The sequence below is a fragment of the Novilysobacter erysipheiresistens genome (assembly GCF_036663935.1).
GTDB classification, from domain to species: Bacteria; Pseudomonadota; Gammaproteobacteria; order Xanthomonadales; family Xanthomonadaceae; genus Novilysobacter; species Novilysobacter erysipheiresistens.
Genome location: NZ_JAXGFP010000003.1, coordinates 397,909 through 415,434, shown reverse-complemented (window position 1 = coordinate 415,434; position 17,526 = coordinate 397,909). Strand labels below are relative to the sequence as shown.

The following is a 17,526-nucleotide window of genomic DNA, read 5'->3' as shown; positions in this document are numbered from 1 at the left end:
AAGCTCCCTCGTCCGCGCCGGGTTTGCCGACTCCGCCAGCAGCATCGATTCGCGACCGCCTTGGCTTGTACCCTTGGGAACCGGTCGCCAAGATGGCCCTCTGCGACTGGGGAGCCGCATTGCATGTCCTTGATCCGACGCGTCATCGTTGCGCTGTTGCCGGTTGCCGCCATCGCCGTGGTCATCGCCGCCGTGGTGGTGGTGGGCGGCTGCGAGCGCAATCCGTCGCCCGGCTCGGCGGGCGCCGCCACCGAGCCGGCACAGGCGCTGCAGCAACTGGTCGACGACCTCCACCGCAACGACCTCGCCGCCTATGCCCGCCATGCGCTGCCGCCGGCGTTGCATGCGCGGATGGCGACGGCGTGGACCGAGGGCCGCACGATCTGGCCGCTGACCGAGCTGCCGCTGGACGACCGCCTGCCGGCGTTCATCACCGCGCTGGCGGCGCCGGGCTCGGAGAAGGCCCTGCTGGCCGCCTACAACCGCCAGTTCGCCGGCGCCGACCGCGAGCTGCGCAGCGCCGCGGCGACCCTGGGGCTGTTCGCCACCCAGTACGTCAGCGGCGCCGGGGAATACAGCGAGGCCGAGCGTGCGCACTACACCCAGCTGATCGCCGCACTGAGCCAGTGGGGTCGGCAGGCGCCGCTGGGCGATCCGGCCAAGGCCCGGGCCGCGGTGCCGCGGCTGGTCGCGGCCGCTCGCCTGACCGGGCTGGCCGGCGGGCTGGAGACCTTCCACACCACCGGCATGGAGCGCAGCCTTGGCCGCCTCGGGCCGTTCTTCGCGCGCTTCAAGCAGGTCCTGCGGGAGTACGGCCTCGACCTCGACCAGACCCTGGCCGGCGCCCGCGCGACGCTGATCGAGCAGACCGGCGACCGCGCGCGGGTCTCGCTGGACTACACCCTCGGCGGCCAGCCGGTCTCGGCGGTGGTGCAGCTGGAACGCCACGACGGCCACTGGTACCTGAGCGACCTGCTGCGCCACGCGCGGGCCGCCGCCGGTCCGGTAGCGCCCGGCGGCGACAGCGCCCCGCCGCCGGTCGAACCGCCCGCCCTGACCGCGCAGTAAGGCGGGCGCCGCTGGCCGAACCGGCATAATGCTACCGATGCCCAACCAGACACCCCTGCCATTCCCCGGCGCCGAGCGCGCCGATTCCGACGCCGCCACCACGCCGCCGCCCGCCACCGAGGGCGATGCCGGCACCGAGCCCGGCAACGAATACGCCGCCCAGGCCTTCGAACCGGGCTCGACCCTGGGCGACACCCCGCGCCAGGACTCATTGCCGATCGACACCCCGGCCTCGCCACCGGTCGACCGCGACGTGCGCCGCCCCATCGACGGCCGCCGGCCGCCACCGCGACGGCCCTGGTGGGCCGGCCTGCTCGGTCGCCTGATGACGCCGTGGGTGTCGCTGACGATCGAGCCGAAGGACCCGGCCGAACACGCCCCCGACCTCGGCGACCGCCCGGTCTGCTACGTGCTGGAGGACTACGGGCTGTCCAACGCGCTGATCCTGGAGCGCGCCTGCCGCGAGACCGGACTGCCGTCGCCGCTGCAACCGCTGCCGGGCGACCCGATCGGCCGCAAGCGCGCCTACGTCGCGCTGTCGCGGCGCAACGCCAGCCCGCTGGCGCCGCTGCAGCAGTCGTTGGGCACCGCGCCGCCGTCGTCCAAGACCCACTCGGGCTCATTGGCGCGACTGCTTGATGCGCACCGCGACGACCCGGCGCTCGACGTGCAACTGGTACCTGTGTCGATCTTCGTCGGTCGCGCGCCGGACAAGCAGAGCGGCTGGTTCAACGTGCTGTTCTCGGAGAACTGGGCGCTGGTCGGCCGCTTCCGCCGGCTGCTGGCGATCGCCCTTAACGGCCGCGACACCACCGTGCGCTTCGCCCCGCCGGTCCGCCTGCGCTCGATCATCGCCGAGGACCTGCCGCCGGAACGCACCGTGCGCAAGCTCTCGCGCGTGCTGCGCACCCACTTCCGGCTGATCCGCGCGGCGGTGATCGGCCCCGACCTGTCGACCCGACGGCTGCTGGTCGACCGCGTGCTCGCCGCCGCGCCGGTCAAGGAGGCGATCGCCGACCAGGCCCGGCGCGACAACTCCAGCCCCGCCGAGGCCTGGAAGAAGGCCCACGGCTATGCCTATGAAATCGCCGCCGACTACTCGCACCCGGTGGTGCGCTCGGCCAGCTTCCTGCTGACCTTCGTCTGGAACCGGATCTACCGCGGCGTGCTGGTCCACCACCTCGACAAGCTCAAGCAGGCCGCGCCCGGCCACGAAGTGGTCTACGTGCCCTGCCACCGCAGCCACATGGACTACCTGCTGCTGAGCTACCTGCTCTACACCAAGGGCATCGTGCCGCCGCACATCTTCGCCGGCATCAACCTCAACCTGCCGGTGATCGGCACCCTGCTGCGCAAGGGCGGCGCGTTCTTCGCCCGCCGCAGCTTCCGCGGCAACGCGCTGTACTCGGCGGTGTTCCGCGAGTACATGGCGCAACTGGTCGCCGGCGGCTACTCGATCGAATACTTCATCGAGGGCGGGCGCTCGCGTACCGGCCGGCTGCTGCCACCCAAGGGCGGCACCCTGGCGATGACCGTGCGCGCCTACCTGCGCCAGCCGACCCGGCCGGTGATGTTCCAGCCGATCTACATCGGCTACGAGAAGCTGATGGAAGGCAGCAGCTACCTCGACGAACTGACCGGCAAGCCGAAGGAGAAGGAGTCGATCTGGCAGCTGGTCACCGGCATTCCCAAGGTCCTGCGGTCCAACTACGGCCAGGTGGTGGTCAATTTCGGCGAGCCGATCAAGCTCGGCGAGGCGCTGGCGGAGCACGCGCCCGACTGGGACGGCAAGGCGGTCTCCGACGACGAGAAGCCGATCTGGCTGTCGAACATGGTCGACGCGCTGGCCGACCGCATCCAGGTCAACGTCAACCGCGCCGCCGACGTCAATCCGATCAACCTGCTCGCCTTGGCCCTGCTGTCGACGCCGAAGCACGCAATGGGCGAAAGCGACCTGCTGGCGCAGATCGCGCTGAGCAAGACCCTGCTGGCCGAGCTGCCGTTCTCCGACCGGGTGACGGTGACCCCGCACAGCCCGGCCGAGATCGTCGCCCACGGCGAGGAGATCGCGGTACTGGCGCGCACCACCCATCCGCTCGGCGACGTGCTGCACGTCGGCGGCGACAACGCGGTGCTGCTGAGCTACTTCCGCAACAACGTGCTGCACCTGTTCACTGCGGCCTCGTGGATCGCCTGCTGCTTCCAGCACAACCGGCGGATGGCGCAGGACAGCGTGTTGCGGCTCGGCCGCAGCGTCTATCCGTTCCTTCAGGTCGAGTTGTTCCTGCCGTGGAGCGAGGACGAGTTCGTCGAGCGGCTGGCCCGCACGATCGACGTGTTCGTCCGCGAAGGCCTGCTGGAGTGGGCCAGCGAGGAAGACGGCGGGATCCTCGCGCGCAACGCCGGGCAGAGCGACGAAGTCTTCCGTCTGCGCGCGATCGGCCATTCGCTGCAACAGGCATTCGAGCGCTATTACATCGCGATCTCGGTGCTGGCCAAGAACGGCGCCGGCACCCTCTCGGCCGGCGAGCTGGAAAGCCTGTGCCAGCTCGCGGCCCAGCGCCTGAGCCTGCTGTACGCACCGGCCGCGCCGGAGTTCTTCGACAAAACCCTGTTCCGCGGCTTCATCCAAAAGCTGCGCGAGCTCAAGCTGGTCTGGGTCGACGAGAACGGCAAGCTGGTGTTCGACCAGCGGCTGGAAAGCTGGGCCCGCGACGCCAGGTTCATCCTCGGCCGCGAACTGCGCCACAGCATCGAGAAGGTCAGCCCGGAAGCGGCCAAGCCGGATTCGGAGGCGATGCCGGCGGATTGACCGGCGCGGCTCACCGCTTGCGGCTGGTCGCGGTTGTTGACGCCATGTGAACTTTCCGCGGAGCAAGGTGGCCGGTGACACCGGCCCTGCCTTCGGGGTCGCCTTGCCCGGACAGCACCATGGCCCCGCCGTCACCCGCCTCCACCGTCACCGATCCTCCGCCACGTCCGGTTGCGACGCCGCCCCAGCTCGACACCGCACCGCAGCAACTTGTCGCCGGGCTGCTCGGCCGCGCCGACATCCGCATCAACGGCGACCGGCCGTGGGACATGCGACTGCACGATCCGGCCGCGCTGGAGCGCGCGCTGGCCGAGGGCAACCTCGGCCTCGGCGAGGCCTACATGGCTGGCGCGTGGGACTGCGACCAGCTCGACGGCTTCTTCGACCACCTGCTTCGGGCCCATCTCAATCGCGAAATACAGCCGGCGCGACTGGCCTGGCACGCGCTGCAGGTGCGCGTGTTCAACCGCCAGAGTCGAACCCGCGCCTGGCAGGTCGGCAAGGCCCATTACGATCTCGGCAATGATTTCTACGAGGCGATGCTCGATCCGCGTCTGGCCTATTCCTGCGGCTACTGGCGCGACGCCGACACCCTCGCCGCCGCGCAGGAGGCCAAGCTCGAGCTGATCTGCCGCAAGCTTGGCCTGCGGCCGGGCATGCGGGTGCTCGACATCGGTTGTGGCTGGGGCAGCCTCATGGGTTTCGCGGCCGAACGCTACGGCGTGCAGTGCATCGGGGTCACGGTGTCGAAGGAGCAGGCGGCCTGGGCGCGCGAACGCTATGCCGGGTTGCCGCTGGAGTTCCGCCTGCAGGACTACCGCGAGCTCGACGCGTCCTCGCTCGGCGGGCCGGTCGACCGGCTGGTCAGCGTCGGCATGTTCGAGCACGTCGGCCGCAAGAACCACGGCGCCTACATGGAGGTCGCGGCGCGTTGCCTGGCCGATGACGGCCTGTTCCTGCTGCACACGATCGGCAAGAACCGCCGCGACTCGGTGCCCGACCGCTGGATCGACAAGCACATCTTTCCCAACGGCGACCTGCCGTCGGTCGGCCAGGTCGGCGATGCGATCGATGGGCTGTTCGTGGCCGAGGACCTGCACAACTTCGGCGCCGACTACGACCGCACGCTGATGGCCTGGCACGCCAATTTCGAGGCCGCGTGGCCGCGGTTCGCCGCGCGCCTGGGCGAGACCTTCCATCGCAAGTGGCGCTACTACCTGCTGTCATGCGCCGGCGCGTTTCGCGCGCGCGAACTGCAGCTGTGGCAATGGGTTTTGTCGAAGGACGGGGTGCGCGGCGGGTATCGTCGCAGCGTGTAGGAGCGGCTTCAGCCGCGATCTGGAATCGTTCGCCCGCGCCGCTTTCCGATCGCGGCTGAAGCCGCTCCTACACGGGCTTCGCCGCGCGCCGGGAGAGGCGCCTTACGCCGGTTCGTCGGGGATCAGCGCGCTCTGCAGCCGGGCGATGCAGTCCTTCAGCCACAGCTTGCGTTTCTTCAGCCGCTTCAGGGCGAGGTCGTCGTGCGCCTCGAGGTTGCCGAGCGACACCAGGCGATCGATCGCGGCGTCGAGGTCGCGGTGCTCCAGCCGCAGTTCCTCCAGGCGGCGGGTGATGGCGGTGGGCTCGTCGGTCTCGCTCATGGCGTCCAGCTTAGCGCGGCGGCGCGCGGATCGGCCGGGTGCGATCGCCGACACGGCGATGGCGGTGGCGGCCGCTAGAATGGTCGGTCAGATGAACACCATCCTGCCCCTGCCAACCCCCGCCTTTGCCGCGTCCGCGCCGTTGCCGCTGGCCGATCCGCCGCCGCGCGGCGGCGAGCTGGAGCGCCTCGGCAAGCGCCTGCGCCACCAGGTCGGCCAGGCGATCGCCGACTTCGGCATGATCGAGGACGGCGATCGGGTCATGGTCTGCCTGTCCGGCGGCAAGGACAGCTACACGATGCTCGACGTGTTGCTCCAGCTGCAGAAGAAGGCGCCGGTGTCGTTCTCGATCACCGCGGTCAACCTCGACCAGAAGCAGCCGGATTTCCCCGAGCACGTGTTGCCCGAATATCTGGCATCGATCGGTGTCGACTACCGGATCCTCGAGCAGGACACCTATTCGGTGGTGAGCCGGGTGGTGCCCGAGGGCAAGACGATGTGCTCGCTGTGCTCGCGGCTGCGGCGCGGCGCGCTGTACAGCTTCGCCGCCGAGCATGGCTATACCAAGATCGCGCTTGGCCACCACCGCGACGACCTCGTGGCGACGTTCTTCCTCAACCTGTTCTTCCACGCCAAGCTGTCGGCGATGCCGCCGAAACTGCTGTCCGATGACGGCAGGCACGTGGTGATCCGGCCGCTGGCCTACGCCGCCGAGGCCGACATCGGCCGCTACGCCGAACTCAAGGACTTCCCGATCATCCCGTGCAACCTGTGCGGCTCGCAGGAGAACCTGCAGCGCAAGCAGGTGCAGCGGATGATGGCGCAGTGGGAGCACGAAACCCCCGGGCGGATCGAGACCATCGCCCGCGCCCTCGGCGACATCCGGCCATCGCAGCTGAGCGACCCGAAGCTGTTCGATTTCCTCGGCCTGTCGCCGCGCGACATCGCCTGAAACCCCTCTCCCGACCTCACCCGTCGCCGCGCCACCCGCGCGGCGGCCCGACTTGGACATCGCATGTTCTTCCGCAACCTGACCTTCTTCCGCTTCCCTTCCTCCACCAAGCTCGACGATCTCGACACCGGTCTGAACGACTGCCAGCTCAAGCCGGTCGGTCCGCTGGAGCTGTCCTCGCGCGGCTTCGTGTCGCCGTTCGGACGCGACAGCGAGGTGCTGGCCGCACGCCAGGGCGACGCGATCTGGCTGACCGTCGGCGGCGAGGACCGGCTGCTGCCGGGCGCGGTGGTCAACGACATGCTGGCGCGCAAGCTCGAGGAGATCGAGCAGAAGGAAGGCCGCAAGCCCGGCGGCCGCACCCGCAAGCGGATCAAGGACGAGCTGGTTACCGACCTGCTGCCGCGCGCGTTCATCAAGCCCAGCCGCACCGACGCGCTGCTCGACCTGGAACACGGCATCGCGGTGATCGACAGTTCCAGCCGCAAGTCGGCCGAGAACGTCTGCAGCGAGGTGCGTCGCGCGCTCGGCAGCTTCCCGGCGCTGCCGCTGAACGCCGAGGTCGCGCCGCGCTCGATCCTGACCGGCTGGGTCGCCGGCGAACCGTTGCCGGACGGTCTGTCTATTGGCGACGAGTGCGAGCTGCGCGATCCGGTCGACCAGGGCGCGGTGGTCAAGGTCCAGCGCATGGACCTGCACAGCGACGAGATCGCCCGCCACCTGGAGACCGGCAAGCAGGTCACCCGGCTGGCGCTGAGCCTGGACGACCACGTCAGCTTCGTGCTCGGCGAGGACCTGGTGGTGCGCAAGTTCAAGCTGCTCGACGGCGCGGTCGACCAGCTCGACAACAACAACGCCGACGACGCCCGCGCCGAGATGGACGCGCGCTTCGTGCTGATGAGCGCCGAGGTCAAGCGGCTGTTCGCGGTGCTGGAATCGGCGTTGAAGCTGAGCAAGGCGGACTGACCCGACCTGCACCTTTTGTAGGAGCGGCTTCAGCCGCGATCGGAAGTCGGCACGAGCGGACGATTCCAGATCGCGGCTGAAGCCGCTCCTACAACCGGCGGGCGCGTGCCACTGCACGCGAGACAAGACGGCTCCGGATCGGCCACCATCCACCCATGCCCAACCCGTTCCGCCTGCTGCTGCCGACGCCGCGCGTGATCAAGCGTGTCGAGCGCGACACGTTCGCACTGGCGCTGTCGGACGGCCGCACGGTCGACATCCAGCGCGTGCGTGATCCGCGCGCGCGGCGGATCAAGCTGTCGGTCGACGAGCGCGGCGCGCGGCTGACCCTGCCGACGCGTGCAAGCCGGGTCGCCGGCGAGCGCTTCGCGATCGAGCATCGCGAGTGGCTGGCGGCGCAGATCGTGCGGCACGCGCTCGACGGGATGCCGCGGTTGCAACCGTTCAAGTCCGACCGCCTGCCGCTGCGCGGCGTCGACGTGCCGTTGCGCTGGCAGGCCGGACGCTTCTGCCGGTTGCAGCGTGAAGCCGTGGCCGGCGGTGACGCTGACGACGGCTGCCGCGACAACGCCAACGGTGCCAATGCCTCCAATATCGGTCGCGGTTACGACCGCGACGGCGACGATGCCGGCCTCGTCTTCACCCTGCCCGAGCGTGCCGGCGCCACCGCGATCGCCCGCGCCCTGCGCGACTTCTACGAGGCCCAGGCGCGCGCCGACATCGGTCGCTGGCTGCCACGCTACCTGCCCGGTCTGCCGCGGCCACCGCGACGGTTCCGCTTCAAGTCGATGAGCTCGCAATGGGGCTCGCTGGCGCCAGACGGCAGCGTCGCGCTCGACCTGTCGCTGGTGCTGGCGCCGCCGTCGGCATTCGAATACGTGCTGGTGCACGAGCTGTGCCACCTGATCCACGCCGACCACTCGCGCCGGTTCTGGACCGAGGTCGAGGCGCGCTGCCCGCAGTGGCGCGACGAACGCGACTGGTTCCGCGCCGAGGGCCGGCGCCTGAAGGCGACCCTGCGTGCCCTGCTCGACACGTCCGCCAGTTGATGGCCTGTGTCAGCCGAAGCCGGCGTTGATGCAGGTACCGGTCGCCGCCCTTGAAGCCGAAACCCGCGATGACGATTTCCGCAATGACTGCCCGTTCCCGCCGCCCGATGTCGCTGTTCCCGCTTGCGCCCCTGTTGCTCGCGTTGCTCACGTTCACGGGCTGCGGCAACTCCGCCGAGGAGGCCGCCAGCGAAGCCGCGATCCGCGCCGCCACCGGCGAGCGCGCGAGCGTCGAACGTGATGGCGACACCAACACGATCAGCACCGACGACGGCTCGATGACGATGACCGCCGGCGGCGACCTCGCGCTGCCGGACGACTTTCCCGACGACATCTACCTGCCCGACGACCACCGCGTGCTCAGCGTGATGGAGCTCGACGGCGCCGACGTGATCGGCATCGGCACGCCGGGCACGCTGGCGTCGGTGTTCGACGAGGCCAGCGCGGCGATGCAGCGCAACGGCTGGAAGCAGGTGATGGCGATGCAGCGCGACTCGCACCGGATGCTCGGCTTCGAAAAGGACAAGCGCCAGGCCCGGATGATGCTGGTCGCCAACGAGGAAGACGGCGGGGTGATGCTGAACCTGCAGTTGCAGTCGTCGATGCAGTAGCCGCCGAACGGCAACGCGCTAGCGCGGCGGGCCTGCGCTAGCGGTGAAGAAGTCACCGATCGCCGCCGCCACCGCCGCCGGTTGCTCCATGTGCAGGTGGTGGCCGCCATCGAGCACCACCAACTCGCCATGGCGCAAACAGTCGAAGCGCGCCTGGCGCAGCGGTTCCGGAAAGTAGGTTTGCGCCGGCTCGGCGTAGATCACTCGGGTCGGGCACTCGATTCCCCGCAGCAAGTCGCGCACCTGCGGCTCGGACAGGCGCACGGCGGTGTCGCGGGTCAGGCGCGGATCGCTGCGCCAGGCGAAACCGCTTTCACCCCCGTCCTGTTGCACCGGCGCCAGCCCGCGTTCGACCAGCAGGCGCGCGACCGCCTCGTCGATACCGCCGGCCTGGACTCGCGCGCGCACCGCGCTGGCGATGTCCGGGAACACCCGCAGCGGCTTGCGCGCGGAACGGGTTTCGCAGAACGCGCGTTGCAACCGCAGGGCGGTGTTCGCCTCGTCCTCGGCCAGTGCGCCGAGGGCCTCGATCGCCAGCAGCCGTTCGATCCGCTGCGGCGCGGCCGCGGCCATCACGCTTGCAACCGCCGCACCGAGCGAGTGACCGAGCAGGGAGAACCGCTGCCAGCCCAGCGCGTCGGCGAGCCCGAACATCGCCCGCGCGGCGTTGACCACGGTGTAGCCCGCCGCCAGCGGCAGGTGCGCGCTGGCGCCGTGGCCGCTGAGGTCGGCCGCGACCAGCTCGATCCCGCGCAGGTGCGGCTGCAACGGCACGAAGCTGGCGGCGTTGTCGAGCCAGCCGTGCAATGCCAGCACCCTGGGCGCGCCGGCCGCATCGCTGCGCAGGCCGGCGAGGCGGCCAAAATCGGTGTCAACGACGAAATCGCGCAGCGGCGCCGGCGGTCGCGCGGTTGCCGTCACCGCCATTGGTCCAGCGCCCGTCGCGCGATCGCCGCCAGCGCGCGTGCATGCGCCGGCGCGTCGTTGAGGCAGGGGATGTAGCGCAGTTCGCCACCGCGCTCGGCAAAGCGCTCGGCCAGCATCATCGCGACTTCCTCCAGCGTCTCCAGGCAGTCGACCGCGAACCCGGGGGCGATCACGTCGACCCGTCGCACGCCGCGCGCGGCCAGCGCGTCGAGACTGGCGTCGGTCGCCGGTGCCAGCCAGCGCTCGGCGCCGAAGCGCGACTGGTAGCTCAGGCTCCACTGACCGTCGTCCAGGCCCAGCGCGACGGCGATCGCGGCGGCGCCGGCCTCGCACTGCCGCTGGTACGGATCGCCGGCATCGACCAGCCGCTGCGGCAGTCCGTGGAACGAGAACAGCAGGTGCTCGCCGACGCCGTTGGCGGCGCGGTGGTCGCGGATCGACTGCGCGATCGCGGCCACCCAGCCGGGGTCGCGGTGGTAGTCCTCGACCAGCCGGGTCGGCAGTTCCGGGCTGCGCGCCAGCACGTCGGCGACCGAGGCGGTGGTCGAGGTCGAGTACTGAGGGTAAAGCGGCAGCACCAGCGCGCGGCGCACGCCTTCGGCGCGCAGGCGTTGCAATACCGCGGCCAGGGCGGGCTCGCCGTAACGCATCGCCTCGACCACCCGCAGGCCCGGCAGTTCGCGCCCGGCGGCCTCGGCCAGGCGCCGGGTGTATACCGCCAGCGGCGAGCCATCGGCCATCCAGATGCTGGCGTACTTGCGCGCCACCGGCGTCGCACGCCGCGGCAGGATCACTCCGCGCAGCAACGGTTGCCACAGCCATGGCGGCAGCGACACCACCCGGCGGTCGGACAGGAATTCGATCAGGTAGCGGCGCACGGCGGCGGCGGTGGCGGACTCGGGCGTGCCCAGGTTCACCAGCACCACGGCGGTGTCAGGCTTGGCAGTGGAAGCGTCGATCATCGACATAGGATGACAGCTGCGCGCGGCCGGGTCGCGCGGCCAGCCTCGCCGAAACCACCCGTCGCCATTGCCGCTGTGGTTGTCGCGCGATTCATCCGCGCGCGATTAGCTTGAACTTCGCGCAGCGGGTCGCGGTCCGAACTGCACGACGCATTTCGCCGCGCCTATCATTCCGATACCCGCTAACGCTTGCCGTTTTTGATTTTTCCTGGAGTCCTCCGCCATGCCCATCCTGCCGCGCCTCGCTGTTTTCCTGCTCGCCCTCGGGCTGGCCGTCCCGGCGCTCGCCGACGTCGCCGAGGACGAGCGCGCCCGCAACGCGCTGCGCGTGCTCAACGAGATCCAGGCGATCCCGGAGTCGGCGATCCCCGACATCCTGTTCGACGAGGCCAAGGCGATCGTGGTCGTGCCCGATACCCTCAAGATCGGCCTGGTGATCGGCGGCCGCCGCGGCCATGGGCTGGTCTCGGTCAAGACCCCCGAGGGCACCTGGTCGAGTCCGGCGTTCGTCAAATTGACCGGCGGCAGCATCGGCTTCCAGGCCGGGGTGCAGTCGGCCGACGTGGTGATGGTATTCACCAGCCAGCGCGGATTGGACTCGATCGTCAACGGCAAGATCACCCTCGGCGCCGACGCCGCGATCGCGGCCGGACCGATCGGCCGAAGCACTGCGCTGGCCACCGACGGCCGGCTCAAGGCGGAGATCTGGTCGTGGTCGCGCGCGCGCGGGCTGTTTGCCGGCGTTGCCCTCGACGGCGCGGTGCTGAGCATCGACGACGCGGCCAACCAGGCGGTTTACGGCCAGGGCACGACCCCGCGGATGATCTTCGAGGGCCGCGCCCCGCAGCGGCCGTCGAACGCGGTGGTCGCCTTCCGCGACCAGTTGGAAGAGGCCTCCGCCGCCGCCCGCCTGGCCCGTGGCGACAACGGCGCCCCGCAGCCGGTCGCGACGGCGGTCCCGGCCGTGCCGGTGGCGGCCCCTGCGGCGACCTATCCGCCGGCCACGCCGCAGCCGCAGGCGGTGCAGCCGCAGCCGTTCGAGCCGGTCGACAGTCCCTATTCGACGCAGCCGGCGGTCCGGACTGAACCGCTGCCGCCCACCCCGTAACGTTGACCCCCGGGAATTGACCGCAGGGGGTAGCCAGCTGAACGCGGCGGCGGGACGTGCCGCGGCGGCAACATAGCTTGCGGTATCCTGCCGCTCCCCCTTCTTTCAACGAGCAAACCGATGGGCAGTTTTAGCATCTGGCACTGGCTGATCGTGCTGGTGATCGTGCTGCTGGTGTTCGGCACCAAGCGCCTGAAGAATGTCGGCAAGGACGTCGGGGAAGCCATCAAGGGCTTCAAGCAGGGCGTCGGCGACAAGGACGGCGACAAGGACAAGCCGGCCGCGCGCCTGGGTGACGACACCCGCGCCGACAGCACCCGCGCCGATGACAGCCGGGTCGACGACCGGGTCGACGCCGCGCGCCGCGACGACGAACACACCCCGCGCTGACGCGCGCCCGCCTGCGTCGGCACCGGCATGTTTGATCTCGGCTTTTCCGAGCTCTTCATGGTCGCGATCGTGGCCCTGGTCGTGCTCGGCCCCGAGCGCCTGCCCAAGGCCGCGCGCTTCGCCGGCCTGTGGATCCGGCGCGCGCGTTCGCAGTGGCAGTCCGTCAAGTCGGAGTTCGAGAACGAGCTCGCCGACGAGGAGCTCGCCAAGAGCCTGCGCGCGACCCGCGACGAGCTGGACGACGTTCGCAAGCGGCTGAAGGAAAGCGGCGACAGCGTGCGCGCCGACTTCCAGCTGGATCCCGAGCGCAGCGATTCCGATTCCGACCACGAAGAGACGGAAATGGGTTCGGCCTCCGACCCCGAGCTGAAAGCGATGATGGAGCCGGACGACGAGCCCGCGGTGGAGCCCGGCGAAGCCGGCGCTGAAGAGCCCGGTCCCACGGAGCCCGGTCCCACGGAGCCTGGTCCCAACGAGCCCGGTCCCGAAGCGCCCGGCCCGGACGCACCCGAACGGCGAGAGCCGCACCCCGGCGAACCGCCCCGACGCGAGCCCGGCACGCCCGGCCCGACAAAGCGCGACCCGGAGCCGGACGATCCGACCACCGACCCGGCCGACCCGCCCACGCCGGACCGCCCAAGCCGACCGTCGCGACCATGACCGACACCGACCACCGCACCGACGCGTCCGATGTCGACCCCCGCGACGATATCGCCCCGGGCAACGAAGAACCGCGACTGATCCACCACCTGCTGGAGCTGCGCTCGCGGGTGCTGCGCGCGGTCGCCGGGCTGGTGCTGGTGCTGCTGCTACTGCTGCCGTTCGCCAATGACCTTTACGCCTGGCTCGCCGAGCCACTGCTGAGCAAGCTGCCGGCCGGCGGCCAGCTGATCGCGATCGAGGTGGCCAGCCCGTTTTTCGCGCCGATCAAACTGGCGTTCTTCGCCGCGCTGATGATCACCATGCCGTGGCTGCTGTACCAGGCCTGGGCGTTCGTCGCGCCGGGCCTCTACCAGCGCGAGAAGCGGCTGGCGCTGCCGCTGCTGGCCTCGGCGGTGTCGCTGTTCTACATCGGCTGCGCGTTCGCGTTCTACCTGGTGCTGCCGTCGGTGTTCGGCTTCCTGACCAAGATGGCGCCCGAGGGCGTGGCGATGATGACCGACATCAGCGCCTACCTGAGCTTCGTGCTGGTGATCTTCCTGGCGTTCGGCGCCAGCTTCGAGTTGCCGGTCGCGCTGGTGATCGCGACCCTGCTCGGCTGGGTCACCCCGCAGCAACTGCGTGAATCGCGCGGCTACGCGGTGGTCGGTATCTTCATCGTCGCCGCGGTGATCACCCCGCCCGACGTGGTCTCGCAGCTGATGCTGGCGATCCCGATGTGCCTGTTGTACGAGGTCGGCATTCTCGCCGCCGGCTGGCTGTCGCCGCGCGGCGCGGACACGCCTTCGCAGGACTGAGGGTGGCCGTACCTGCGCCGTCGGCGCCCGCGGCGACCGCATCATTCACCAACGCAGGCCCGGCCGGGTTCTGGCAGCGCGCGGCGGCATGGTCGCTGGATGCGGCACTGGTCGCGCCTTTCGCCGGCTGGCTGGCATGGCCATGGATCGCGGCACCCGCGCAGGCATGGCTCGACCAGGTCAGGGCGCTGCTGCAGCACACCGGGCAGACGATGGGAGCGGCGATCATCGACGGCGCATCGTTGCCGCGGCTGGCAATCACGCTGCTGCACGATCCGGCCCTCCACCAGGCGACCGCCGCGATCCGTTCGGCCACATGGGCGATGGTGTGGCCGGCGCTGCTCGCGTGCGCCCTGCTCGGCGCGATCTACCACGTTGCCGGCGAATGCTCGCCGTGGCAGGCCAGCCCCGGCAAGCGCCTGCTCGGCCTGCATGCCGCCGATCGCCGTGGCCGGCGACTCGGCACCGGGCGCGCGTTGGCGCGCTATTCCGCCGGCGCGCTGTCGTGGGCGACGCTCAATCTCGGCCACTTGATGGCGACCGCGGCCCCCGAACACCTGGCCCTGCACGATCGCTGCAGCGACACCCGGGTGCGGGCGGCGCGCACCGGCCTGCCGCGCTGGGCCCGCGCTTGGCTGGTGTTGCTGGCAATTGCCGGCCTCGTCGCCAGCGCATGGCTGGCGCAGGCGGCCGGTACGGTGATGCAGGCCGCGCTCGAACGCGCGTTGTTCTGGCCCGGCTAGCGCGGCGTCTGCGCGACCGGGTCTCGAAGGCAAACGGGGCGGCCGTCACCGGCCGTCCCGCCAAGACCTCGGCAACCAAGGGTTCAGGCGGTCAATGCATCCGCCGGCACCTCGGCGGTGTCGTCGCCGCAGATGTCGCGCCAGCAGTGGTACATCACCCCGAACATCACCACCACCATCGCCAGCAGGAACGCCAGGTACAGCGGCACCCCGATCACCACGGCCAGCCAAGCGCCGGCCAGCTTGGCCAGCAGGCCGACCAGCAGCACCAGCACGACCGCCACGATCACGGCCACGATGATCAGCACGATGTAGGCCAGCAGCAGCATCAGCAGCGGCAGCAGGTTCCTGAAGGCAGCGGCGAAACCCTCGCCCAGCGCTGGCAACGCGTCGCGGCCGCGCAACACGACCTGGCCCAGCCCGACCGCCTGCACACCGAAGAACACCGTCCCGACCAAGCCCATCACAAGGTAGGCCAGACCGATCCCGGAGGGCATCTGGGCCATCGCCGCCGCAGGGTCGGCGCCGGCCATCGAGCCCCGCAACATCTGCGCATACCAGCCGACGAAGCCGCCGGCGAATACCGACAGCAACCCGATCAGTAGCAGGTTCTTGATGATCGCCGCCAGCAGCAGCAGACCGATCGCCCGCAACGACGTGCCGATGTCGCCGAAGCCGCCGAACACATCGAAGGCGCGCGCCGGACGCCCGCTCTCGACTGCGTCGATCAGCCGCAGGTAGCCGACCATCAACACCCCCATCAGCGCCAGCACCGGCAGTAGCAGGACCAGCACGCCGATCGCGATCCCGACCGGGCTGTTGCCCAGTACCGCGAATGCCACCCCCATCACCACGCCCGCGGCGATCACTACCCCGAGCGCTGCCACCAGCAGCAGTGCCGCGCCGCCGAAGATCGCCTTCGGATTGTTGCGCCCCAAGTTGATGCCGCGCTTGAGCCAGTCGAAGCCGGCCATCGCATTCACTGCACGTGTTGCCATTCCCTTTCCCCTTGGTTGTCGTTCCATGAATGCCGGCCGCACCGGCGTCGTGATGCCGCGCGAAAGCCCCGCGCGGCCCTGCCCTCCCCCGAGGGCGAATTACCTCGTCGGCCTCAGGCCTCGAAACCGTGCGGCGTGCTGGTGACCGTCGCCTGGGCGTCGCCGAGCATCTGCCGCCACGCCAGGTACACCGCGCCGCCCATCACCGGCAGCAGCACCGCCATCAGCAGCAGTTGCACCACGAACATCGACGCCTGCGCCCCGATCGCGAACGCCAGCAAGGCACCCAGCAGCTGCAACGCCAGGCTCAATGCGAACACCGCGATCAGCATCAGCACCACCATCACCAGCAGCGCGCCGAGGTTGCGCAGGCAGGCGCGGAAGCTCAGCGCCATGGCCGCGAACGCGCCGCGCCCGGTGAACATCACTTCCGGGATCGCGGCAAAGGTGAAGAAACCGGTGACCACGCCGACCACCATCACCGCCAGGAGCCACAGCAGCAGTCGCCCGGTCGGCAGCGACTCCATCAGTTGCGGATCGGGATTGGTCTGCATCTGTAGCAGTACCTGGTTGACGTGCTGCAACTGCTCGGGGCCGACGATCAGCAGCATCAGCACGCCCATCAGCAACAACGCGGCGATCTGCGGCAGCAGCATCGCCAACAGCCGCAACGCCTTGCCGTCGCGCAGGCCCTGCAATAGGTGATTGGGCGATGCGGCGCGGCCTTGGTCGACCTCGCGCGCGGCGTAGACGATGCCGCCGAACAGGATCGGCCCGGCCAGCGCCAGCAGGAAGCTCAACCACAGCTGGCCACTGACCGAGGCCAGTGCCGACAGGCCGCCCCAGATCATGCCGAGCAGGCCCAGCGCCAGAGGCGCCTTGCGCAACAGGGCGAAGCCACCGAGCAGCCATTCCGCGCCTGCACCGAACGGCACCTTGCGAATCTCGTTCATCAGCTACCCCTGGTTGAAACGGAAACCTGCAAACGGGAGACCGGCGCGACCGCGCGCCGAACCTGCAACTTAGCAAGTCGCCGCGATCGAGGCGATGCGCCGGGCGTCATGCGGCGTGCTCGCGCGACCAGTGGACGAAGCGGCGCAGCACCCGGCGCGCCTCGGGCGCGGCGCCGACCGCGGCCAGCAGCGCCTGCGGGTCGAGACCCTCGCGCTGCAACGCGACCTTGCGCGCACGGATGTAGCCGCGCATGTGGGTGACGCTGAATTCGGGGTGGAACTGCACGCCCCAGGCGCACTCGCCCCAGCGGAATGCCTGGCAGTCGTCACCGGCCGAGCGCGCCAGCGCGACCGCGCCGTCGGGCAGGCGCAACACGCTCTGCAGGTGGCTCAGCTGGGCGTCGAAGCGCGCCGGGATCGCCTCGAACAGGCCGTCACCGGTCGCCGCCGGCAGCAACTCGATCCCGAGCGTGCCCATCTCGCGCCCGCGCGGGTTGTCGCCGACCTCGCCGCCGAGCGCATGCGCCAGCAGCTGGTGGCCGTAGCAGATCCCGAACAGGGGCAGCCCCGCATGGGCGGCGTCGCGCAGCCACGCCGCGGCCGCCTCGCTCCAGTCCAGCCGCTGCGTGACCATCGCCGCCGAACCGCTGACGATCACGCCGGCAAAGCCCTCGCGATTGGGTAGCGGCTCGCCGCCTTCGACATCGACCACCACCGCCTCGTCGCGCGACAGTCCCGCGGCGACCCGGATCCAGTGGGCAAAGTCGCCATGGCGACGCATCGGCGCGACCGGCTTGCCGGTTTCGAGGATCAAGAAAGGAGCGTTCATCGGGTCTCGGAAAGGGTTGTGGTCTGGCGCTCCCGGCCCGCCCGCGCGGGGCTGAATGGCC

At 70.2% G+C, this 17,526-nt stretch carries 18 protein-coding genes; 12 read left to right on the top strand and 6 right to left on the bottom strand.

All coding sequences use genetic code 11. From position 1 onward, the window contains the following. The first annotated feature begins 123 nt into the window (after positions 1 to 123). The 3 genes from SNE34_RS07955 to cfa all read left to right on the top strand — a co-directional run bounded on the left by SNE34_RS07955 (position 124) and on the right by cfa (position 5,199). Positions 124 to 1,068 (top strand): hypothetical protein, encoded by a 945-nt coding sequence (locus tag SNE34_RS07955; RefSeq protein ID WP_332616371.1) that lies wholly within the window; start codon positions 124 to 126, stop codon positions 1,066 to 1,068. Positions 1,069 to 1,096: 28 nt separating this feature from the next. Continuing rightward, positions 1,097 to 3,880 (top strand): glycerol-3-phosphate 1-O-acyltransferase PlsB, encoded by a 2,784-nt coding sequence (plsB, locus tag SNE34_RS07950; protein WP_332616369.1) that lies wholly within the window; start codon positions 1,097 to 1,099, stop codon positions 3,878 to 3,880. 119 nt (positions 3,881 to 3,999) lie between these two features. Continuing rightward, complete coding sequence (gene cfa, locus SNE34_RS07945) at positions 4,000 to 5,199, top strand: cyclopropane fatty acyl phospholipid synthase (protein WP_332616366.1); 1,200 nt, start codon at positions 4,000 to 4,002, stop codon at positions 5,197 to 5,199. Positions 5,200 to 5,301: 102 nt separating this feature from the next. Here cfa and SNE34_RS07940 read toward each other — a convergent pair whose 3' ends face one another. Continuing rightward, positions 5,302 to 5,520 carry a YdcH family protein gene (locus SNE34_RS07940; RefSeq protein WP_332616364.1) on the bottom strand — a complete coding sequence of 73 codons (219 nt, stop codon included), beginning with the start codon at positions 5,518 to 5,520 and terminating at the stop codon, positions 5,302 to 5,304. 91 nt (positions 5,521 to 5,611) lie between these two features. Between SNE34_RS07940 and ttcA the strand changes: the two genes are divergently transcribed. The 4 genes from ttcA (at position 5,612) to SNE34_RS07920 (ending at position 9,098) form a co-directional block, all read left to right on the top strand. Further along, positions 5,612 to 6,472 (top strand): tRNA 2-thiocytidine(32) synthetase TtcA, encoded by an 861-nt coding sequence (gene ttcA, locus SNE34_RS07935; protein WP_332616362.1) that lies wholly within the window; start codon positions 5,612 to 5,614, stop codon positions 6,470 to 6,472. A 63-nt stretch (positions 6,473 to 6,535) separates the two neighbouring features. Continuing rightward, positions 6,536 to 7,438, top strand: coding sequence for a recombination-associated protein RdgC (locus SNE34_RS07930; RefSeq protein ID WP_332616361.1), 903 nt, complete (start codon positions 6,536 to 6,538; stop codon positions 7,436 to 7,438). A 155-nt stretch (positions 7,439 to 7,593) separates the two neighbouring features. After that, a complete protein-coding gene (locus SNE34_RS07925; protein ID WP_332616359.1) occupies positions 7,594 to 8,487 on the top strand; it encodes a M48 family metallopeptidase in 894 nt (297 codons plus the stop codon). 83 nt (positions 8,488 to 8,570) lie between these two features. Beyond that, positions 8,571 to 9,098 (top strand): hypothetical protein, encoded by a 528-nt coding sequence (locus SNE34_RS07920; protein ID WP_332616357.1) that lies wholly within the window; start codon positions 8,571 to 8,573, stop codon positions 9,096 to 9,098. An 18-nt stretch (positions 9,099 to 9,116) separates the two neighbouring features. Here SNE34_RS07920 and SNE34_RS07915 read toward each other — a convergent pair whose 3' ends face one another. Next, positions 9,117 to 10,025, bottom strand: a complete 909-nt coding sequence (locus SNE34_RS07915) for an alpha/beta fold hydrolase (RefSeq protein ID WP_332616355.1) — start codon at positions 10,023 to 10,025, stop codon at positions 9,117 to 9,119. Further along, the gene (gene hemH / locus SNE34_RS07910) at positions 10,016 to 10,987 is read right to left on the bottom strand and encodes a ferrochelatase (protein ID WP_332616353.1); all 972 of its coding nucleotides are present in this window, start codon (positions 10,985 to 10,987) and stop codon (positions 10,016 to 10,018) included. Before hemH ends, SNE34_RS07915 begins: the two co-directional genes overlap by 10 nt. Positions 10,988 to 11,210: 223 nt before the next feature. On the opposite strand from hemH, the gene SNE34_RS07905 reads away from it, so the two are divergent. The 5 genes from SNE34_RS07905 (at position 11,211) to SNE34_RS07885 (ending at position 14,685) form a co-directional block, all read left to right on the top strand. After that, the gene (locus SNE34_RS07905) at positions 11,211 to 12,095 is read left to right on the top strand and encodes a lipid-binding SYLF domain-containing protein (protein ID WP_332616351.1); all 885 of its coding nucleotides are present in this window, start codon (positions 11,211 to 11,213) and stop codon (positions 12,093 to 12,095) included. A 120-nt stretch (positions 12,096 to 12,215) separates the two neighbouring features. Further along, a complete protein-coding gene (gene tatA / locus SNE34_RS07900) occupies positions 12,216 to 12,485 on the top strand; it encodes a Sec-independent protein translocase subunit TatA (RefSeq protein WP_332616350.1) in 270 nt (89 codons plus the stop codon). A gap of 27 nt (positions 12,486 to 12,512) precedes the next feature. After that, on the top strand, positions 12,513 to 13,145 hold the full coding sequence (gene tatB / locus SNE34_RS07895) for a Sec-independent protein translocase protein TatB (protein WP_332616348.1): 633 nt from the start codon (positions 12,513 to 12,515) through the stop codon (positions 13,143 to 13,145). Beyond that, positions 13,142 to 13,942: a twin-arginine translocase subunit TatC gene (gene tatC, locus SNE34_RS07890; protein ID WP_332616346.1), complete on the top strand. Its 801-nt coding sequence runs from the start codon at positions 13,142 to 13,144 to the stop codon at positions 13,940 to 13,942. The genes tatB and tatC overlap by 4 nt, the downstream gene beginning before the upstream one ends. Before the next feature lie 2 nt (positions 13,943 to 13,944). Then, positions 13,945 to 14,685: an RDD family protein gene (locus SNE34_RS07885; protein WP_332616344.1), complete on the top strand. Its 741-nt coding sequence runs from the start codon at positions 13,945 to 13,947 to the stop codon at positions 14,683 to 14,685. A gap of 83 nt (positions 14,686 to 14,768) precedes the next feature. Here the strand turns inward: SNE34_RS07885 and SNE34_RS07880 are convergent, their stop codons facing one another. The 3 genes from SNE34_RS07880 to SNE34_RS07870 all read right to left on the bottom strand — a co-directional run bounded on the left by SNE34_RS07880 (position 14,769) and on the right by SNE34_RS07870 (position 17,465). Further along, the gene (locus tag SNE34_RS07880; protein ID WP_332616342.1) at positions 14,769 to 15,683 is read right to left on the bottom strand and encodes a hypothetical protein; all 915 of its coding nucleotides are present in this window, start codon (positions 15,681 to 15,683) and stop codon (positions 14,769 to 14,771) included. 113 nt (positions 15,684 to 15,796) lie between these two features. Continuing rightward, positions 15,797 to 16,636, bottom strand: coding sequence for a BPSS1780 family membrane protein (locus SNE34_RS07875; RefSeq protein ID WP_332616341.1), 840 nt, complete (start codon positions 16,634 to 16,636; stop codon positions 15,797 to 15,799). A gap of 106 nt (positions 16,637 to 16,742) precedes the next feature. After that, positions 16,743 to 17,465 carry a glutamine amidotransferase gene (locus SNE34_RS07870; RefSeq protein ID WP_332616339.1) on the bottom strand — a complete coding sequence of 241 codons (723 nt, stop codon included), beginning with the start codon at positions 17,463 to 17,465 and terminating at the stop codon, positions 16,743 to 16,745. Positions 17,466 to 17,526: the final 61 nt, after the last annotated feature.

Excerpts from the sequence above, each read along its gene's own strand:
- SNE34_RS07955 (WP_332616371.1), top strand. The coding sequence starts at position 124 with ATGTCCTTGATCCGACGCGTCATCGTTGCGCTGTTGCCGGTTGCCGCC.
- plsB (WP_332616369.1), top strand. The coding sequence starts at position 1,097 with ATGCTACCGATGCCCAACCAGACACCCCTGCCATTCCCCGGCGCCGAG.
- cfa (WP_332616366.1), top strand. The coding sequence starts at position 4,000 with ATGGCCCCGCCGTCACCCGCCTCCACCGTCACCGATCCTCCGCCACGT.
- SNE34_RS07940 (WP_332616364.1), bottom strand. The coding sequence starts at position 5,520 with ATGAGCGAGACCGACGAGCCCACCGCCATCACCCGCCGCCTGGAGGAA.
- ttcA (WP_332616362.1), top strand. The coding sequence starts at position 5,612 with ATGAACACCATCCTGCCCCTGCCAACCCCCGCCTTTGCCGCGTCCGCG.
- SNE34_RS07930 (WP_332616361.1), top strand. The coding sequence starts at position 6,536 with ATGTTCTTCCGCAACCTGACCTTCTTCCGCTTCCCTTCCTCCACCAAG.
- SNE34_RS07925 (WP_332616359.1), top strand. The coding sequence starts at position 7,594 with ATGCCCAACCCGTTCCGCCTGCTGCTGCCGACGCCGCGCGTGATCAAG.
- SNE34_RS07920 (WP_332616357.1), top strand. The coding sequence starts at position 8,571 with ATGACTGCCCGTTCCCGCCGCCCGATGTCGCTGTTCCCGCTTGCGCCC.
- SNE34_RS07915 (WP_332616355.1), bottom strand. The coding sequence starts at position 10,025 with ATGGCGGTGACGGCAACCGCGCGACCGCCGGCGCCGCTGCGCGATTTC.
- hemH (WP_332616353.1), bottom strand. The coding sequence starts at position 10,987 with ATGATCGACGCTTCCACTGCCAAGCCTGACACCGCCGTGGTGCTGGTG.
- SNE34_RS07905 (WP_332616351.1), top strand. The coding sequence starts at position 11,211 with ATGCCCATCCTGCCGCGCCTCGCTGTTTTCCTGCTCGCCCTCGGGCTG.
- tatA (WP_332616350.1), top strand. The coding sequence starts at position 12,216 with ATGGGCAGTTTTAGCATCTGGCACTGGCTGATCGTGCTGGTGATCGTG.
- tatB (WP_332616348.1), top strand. The coding sequence starts at position 12,513 with ATGTTTGATCTCGGCTTTTCCGAGCTCTTCATGGTCGCGATCGTGGCC.
- tatC (WP_332616346.1), top strand. The coding sequence starts at position 13,142 with ATGACCGACACCGACCACCGCACCGACGCGTCCGATGTCGACCCCCGC.
- SNE34_RS07880 (WP_332616342.1), bottom strand. The coding sequence starts at position 15,683 with ATGGCAACACGTGCAGTGAATGCGATGGCCGGCTTCGACTGGCTCAAG.
- SNE34_RS07875 (WP_332616341.1), bottom strand. The coding sequence starts at position 16,636 with ATGAACGAGATTCGCAAGGTGCCGTTCGGTGCAGGCGCGGAATGGCTG.
- SNE34_RS07870 (WP_332616339.1), bottom strand. The coding sequence starts at position 17,465 with ATGAACGCTCCTTTCTTGATCCTCGAAACCGGCAAGCCGGTCGCGCCG.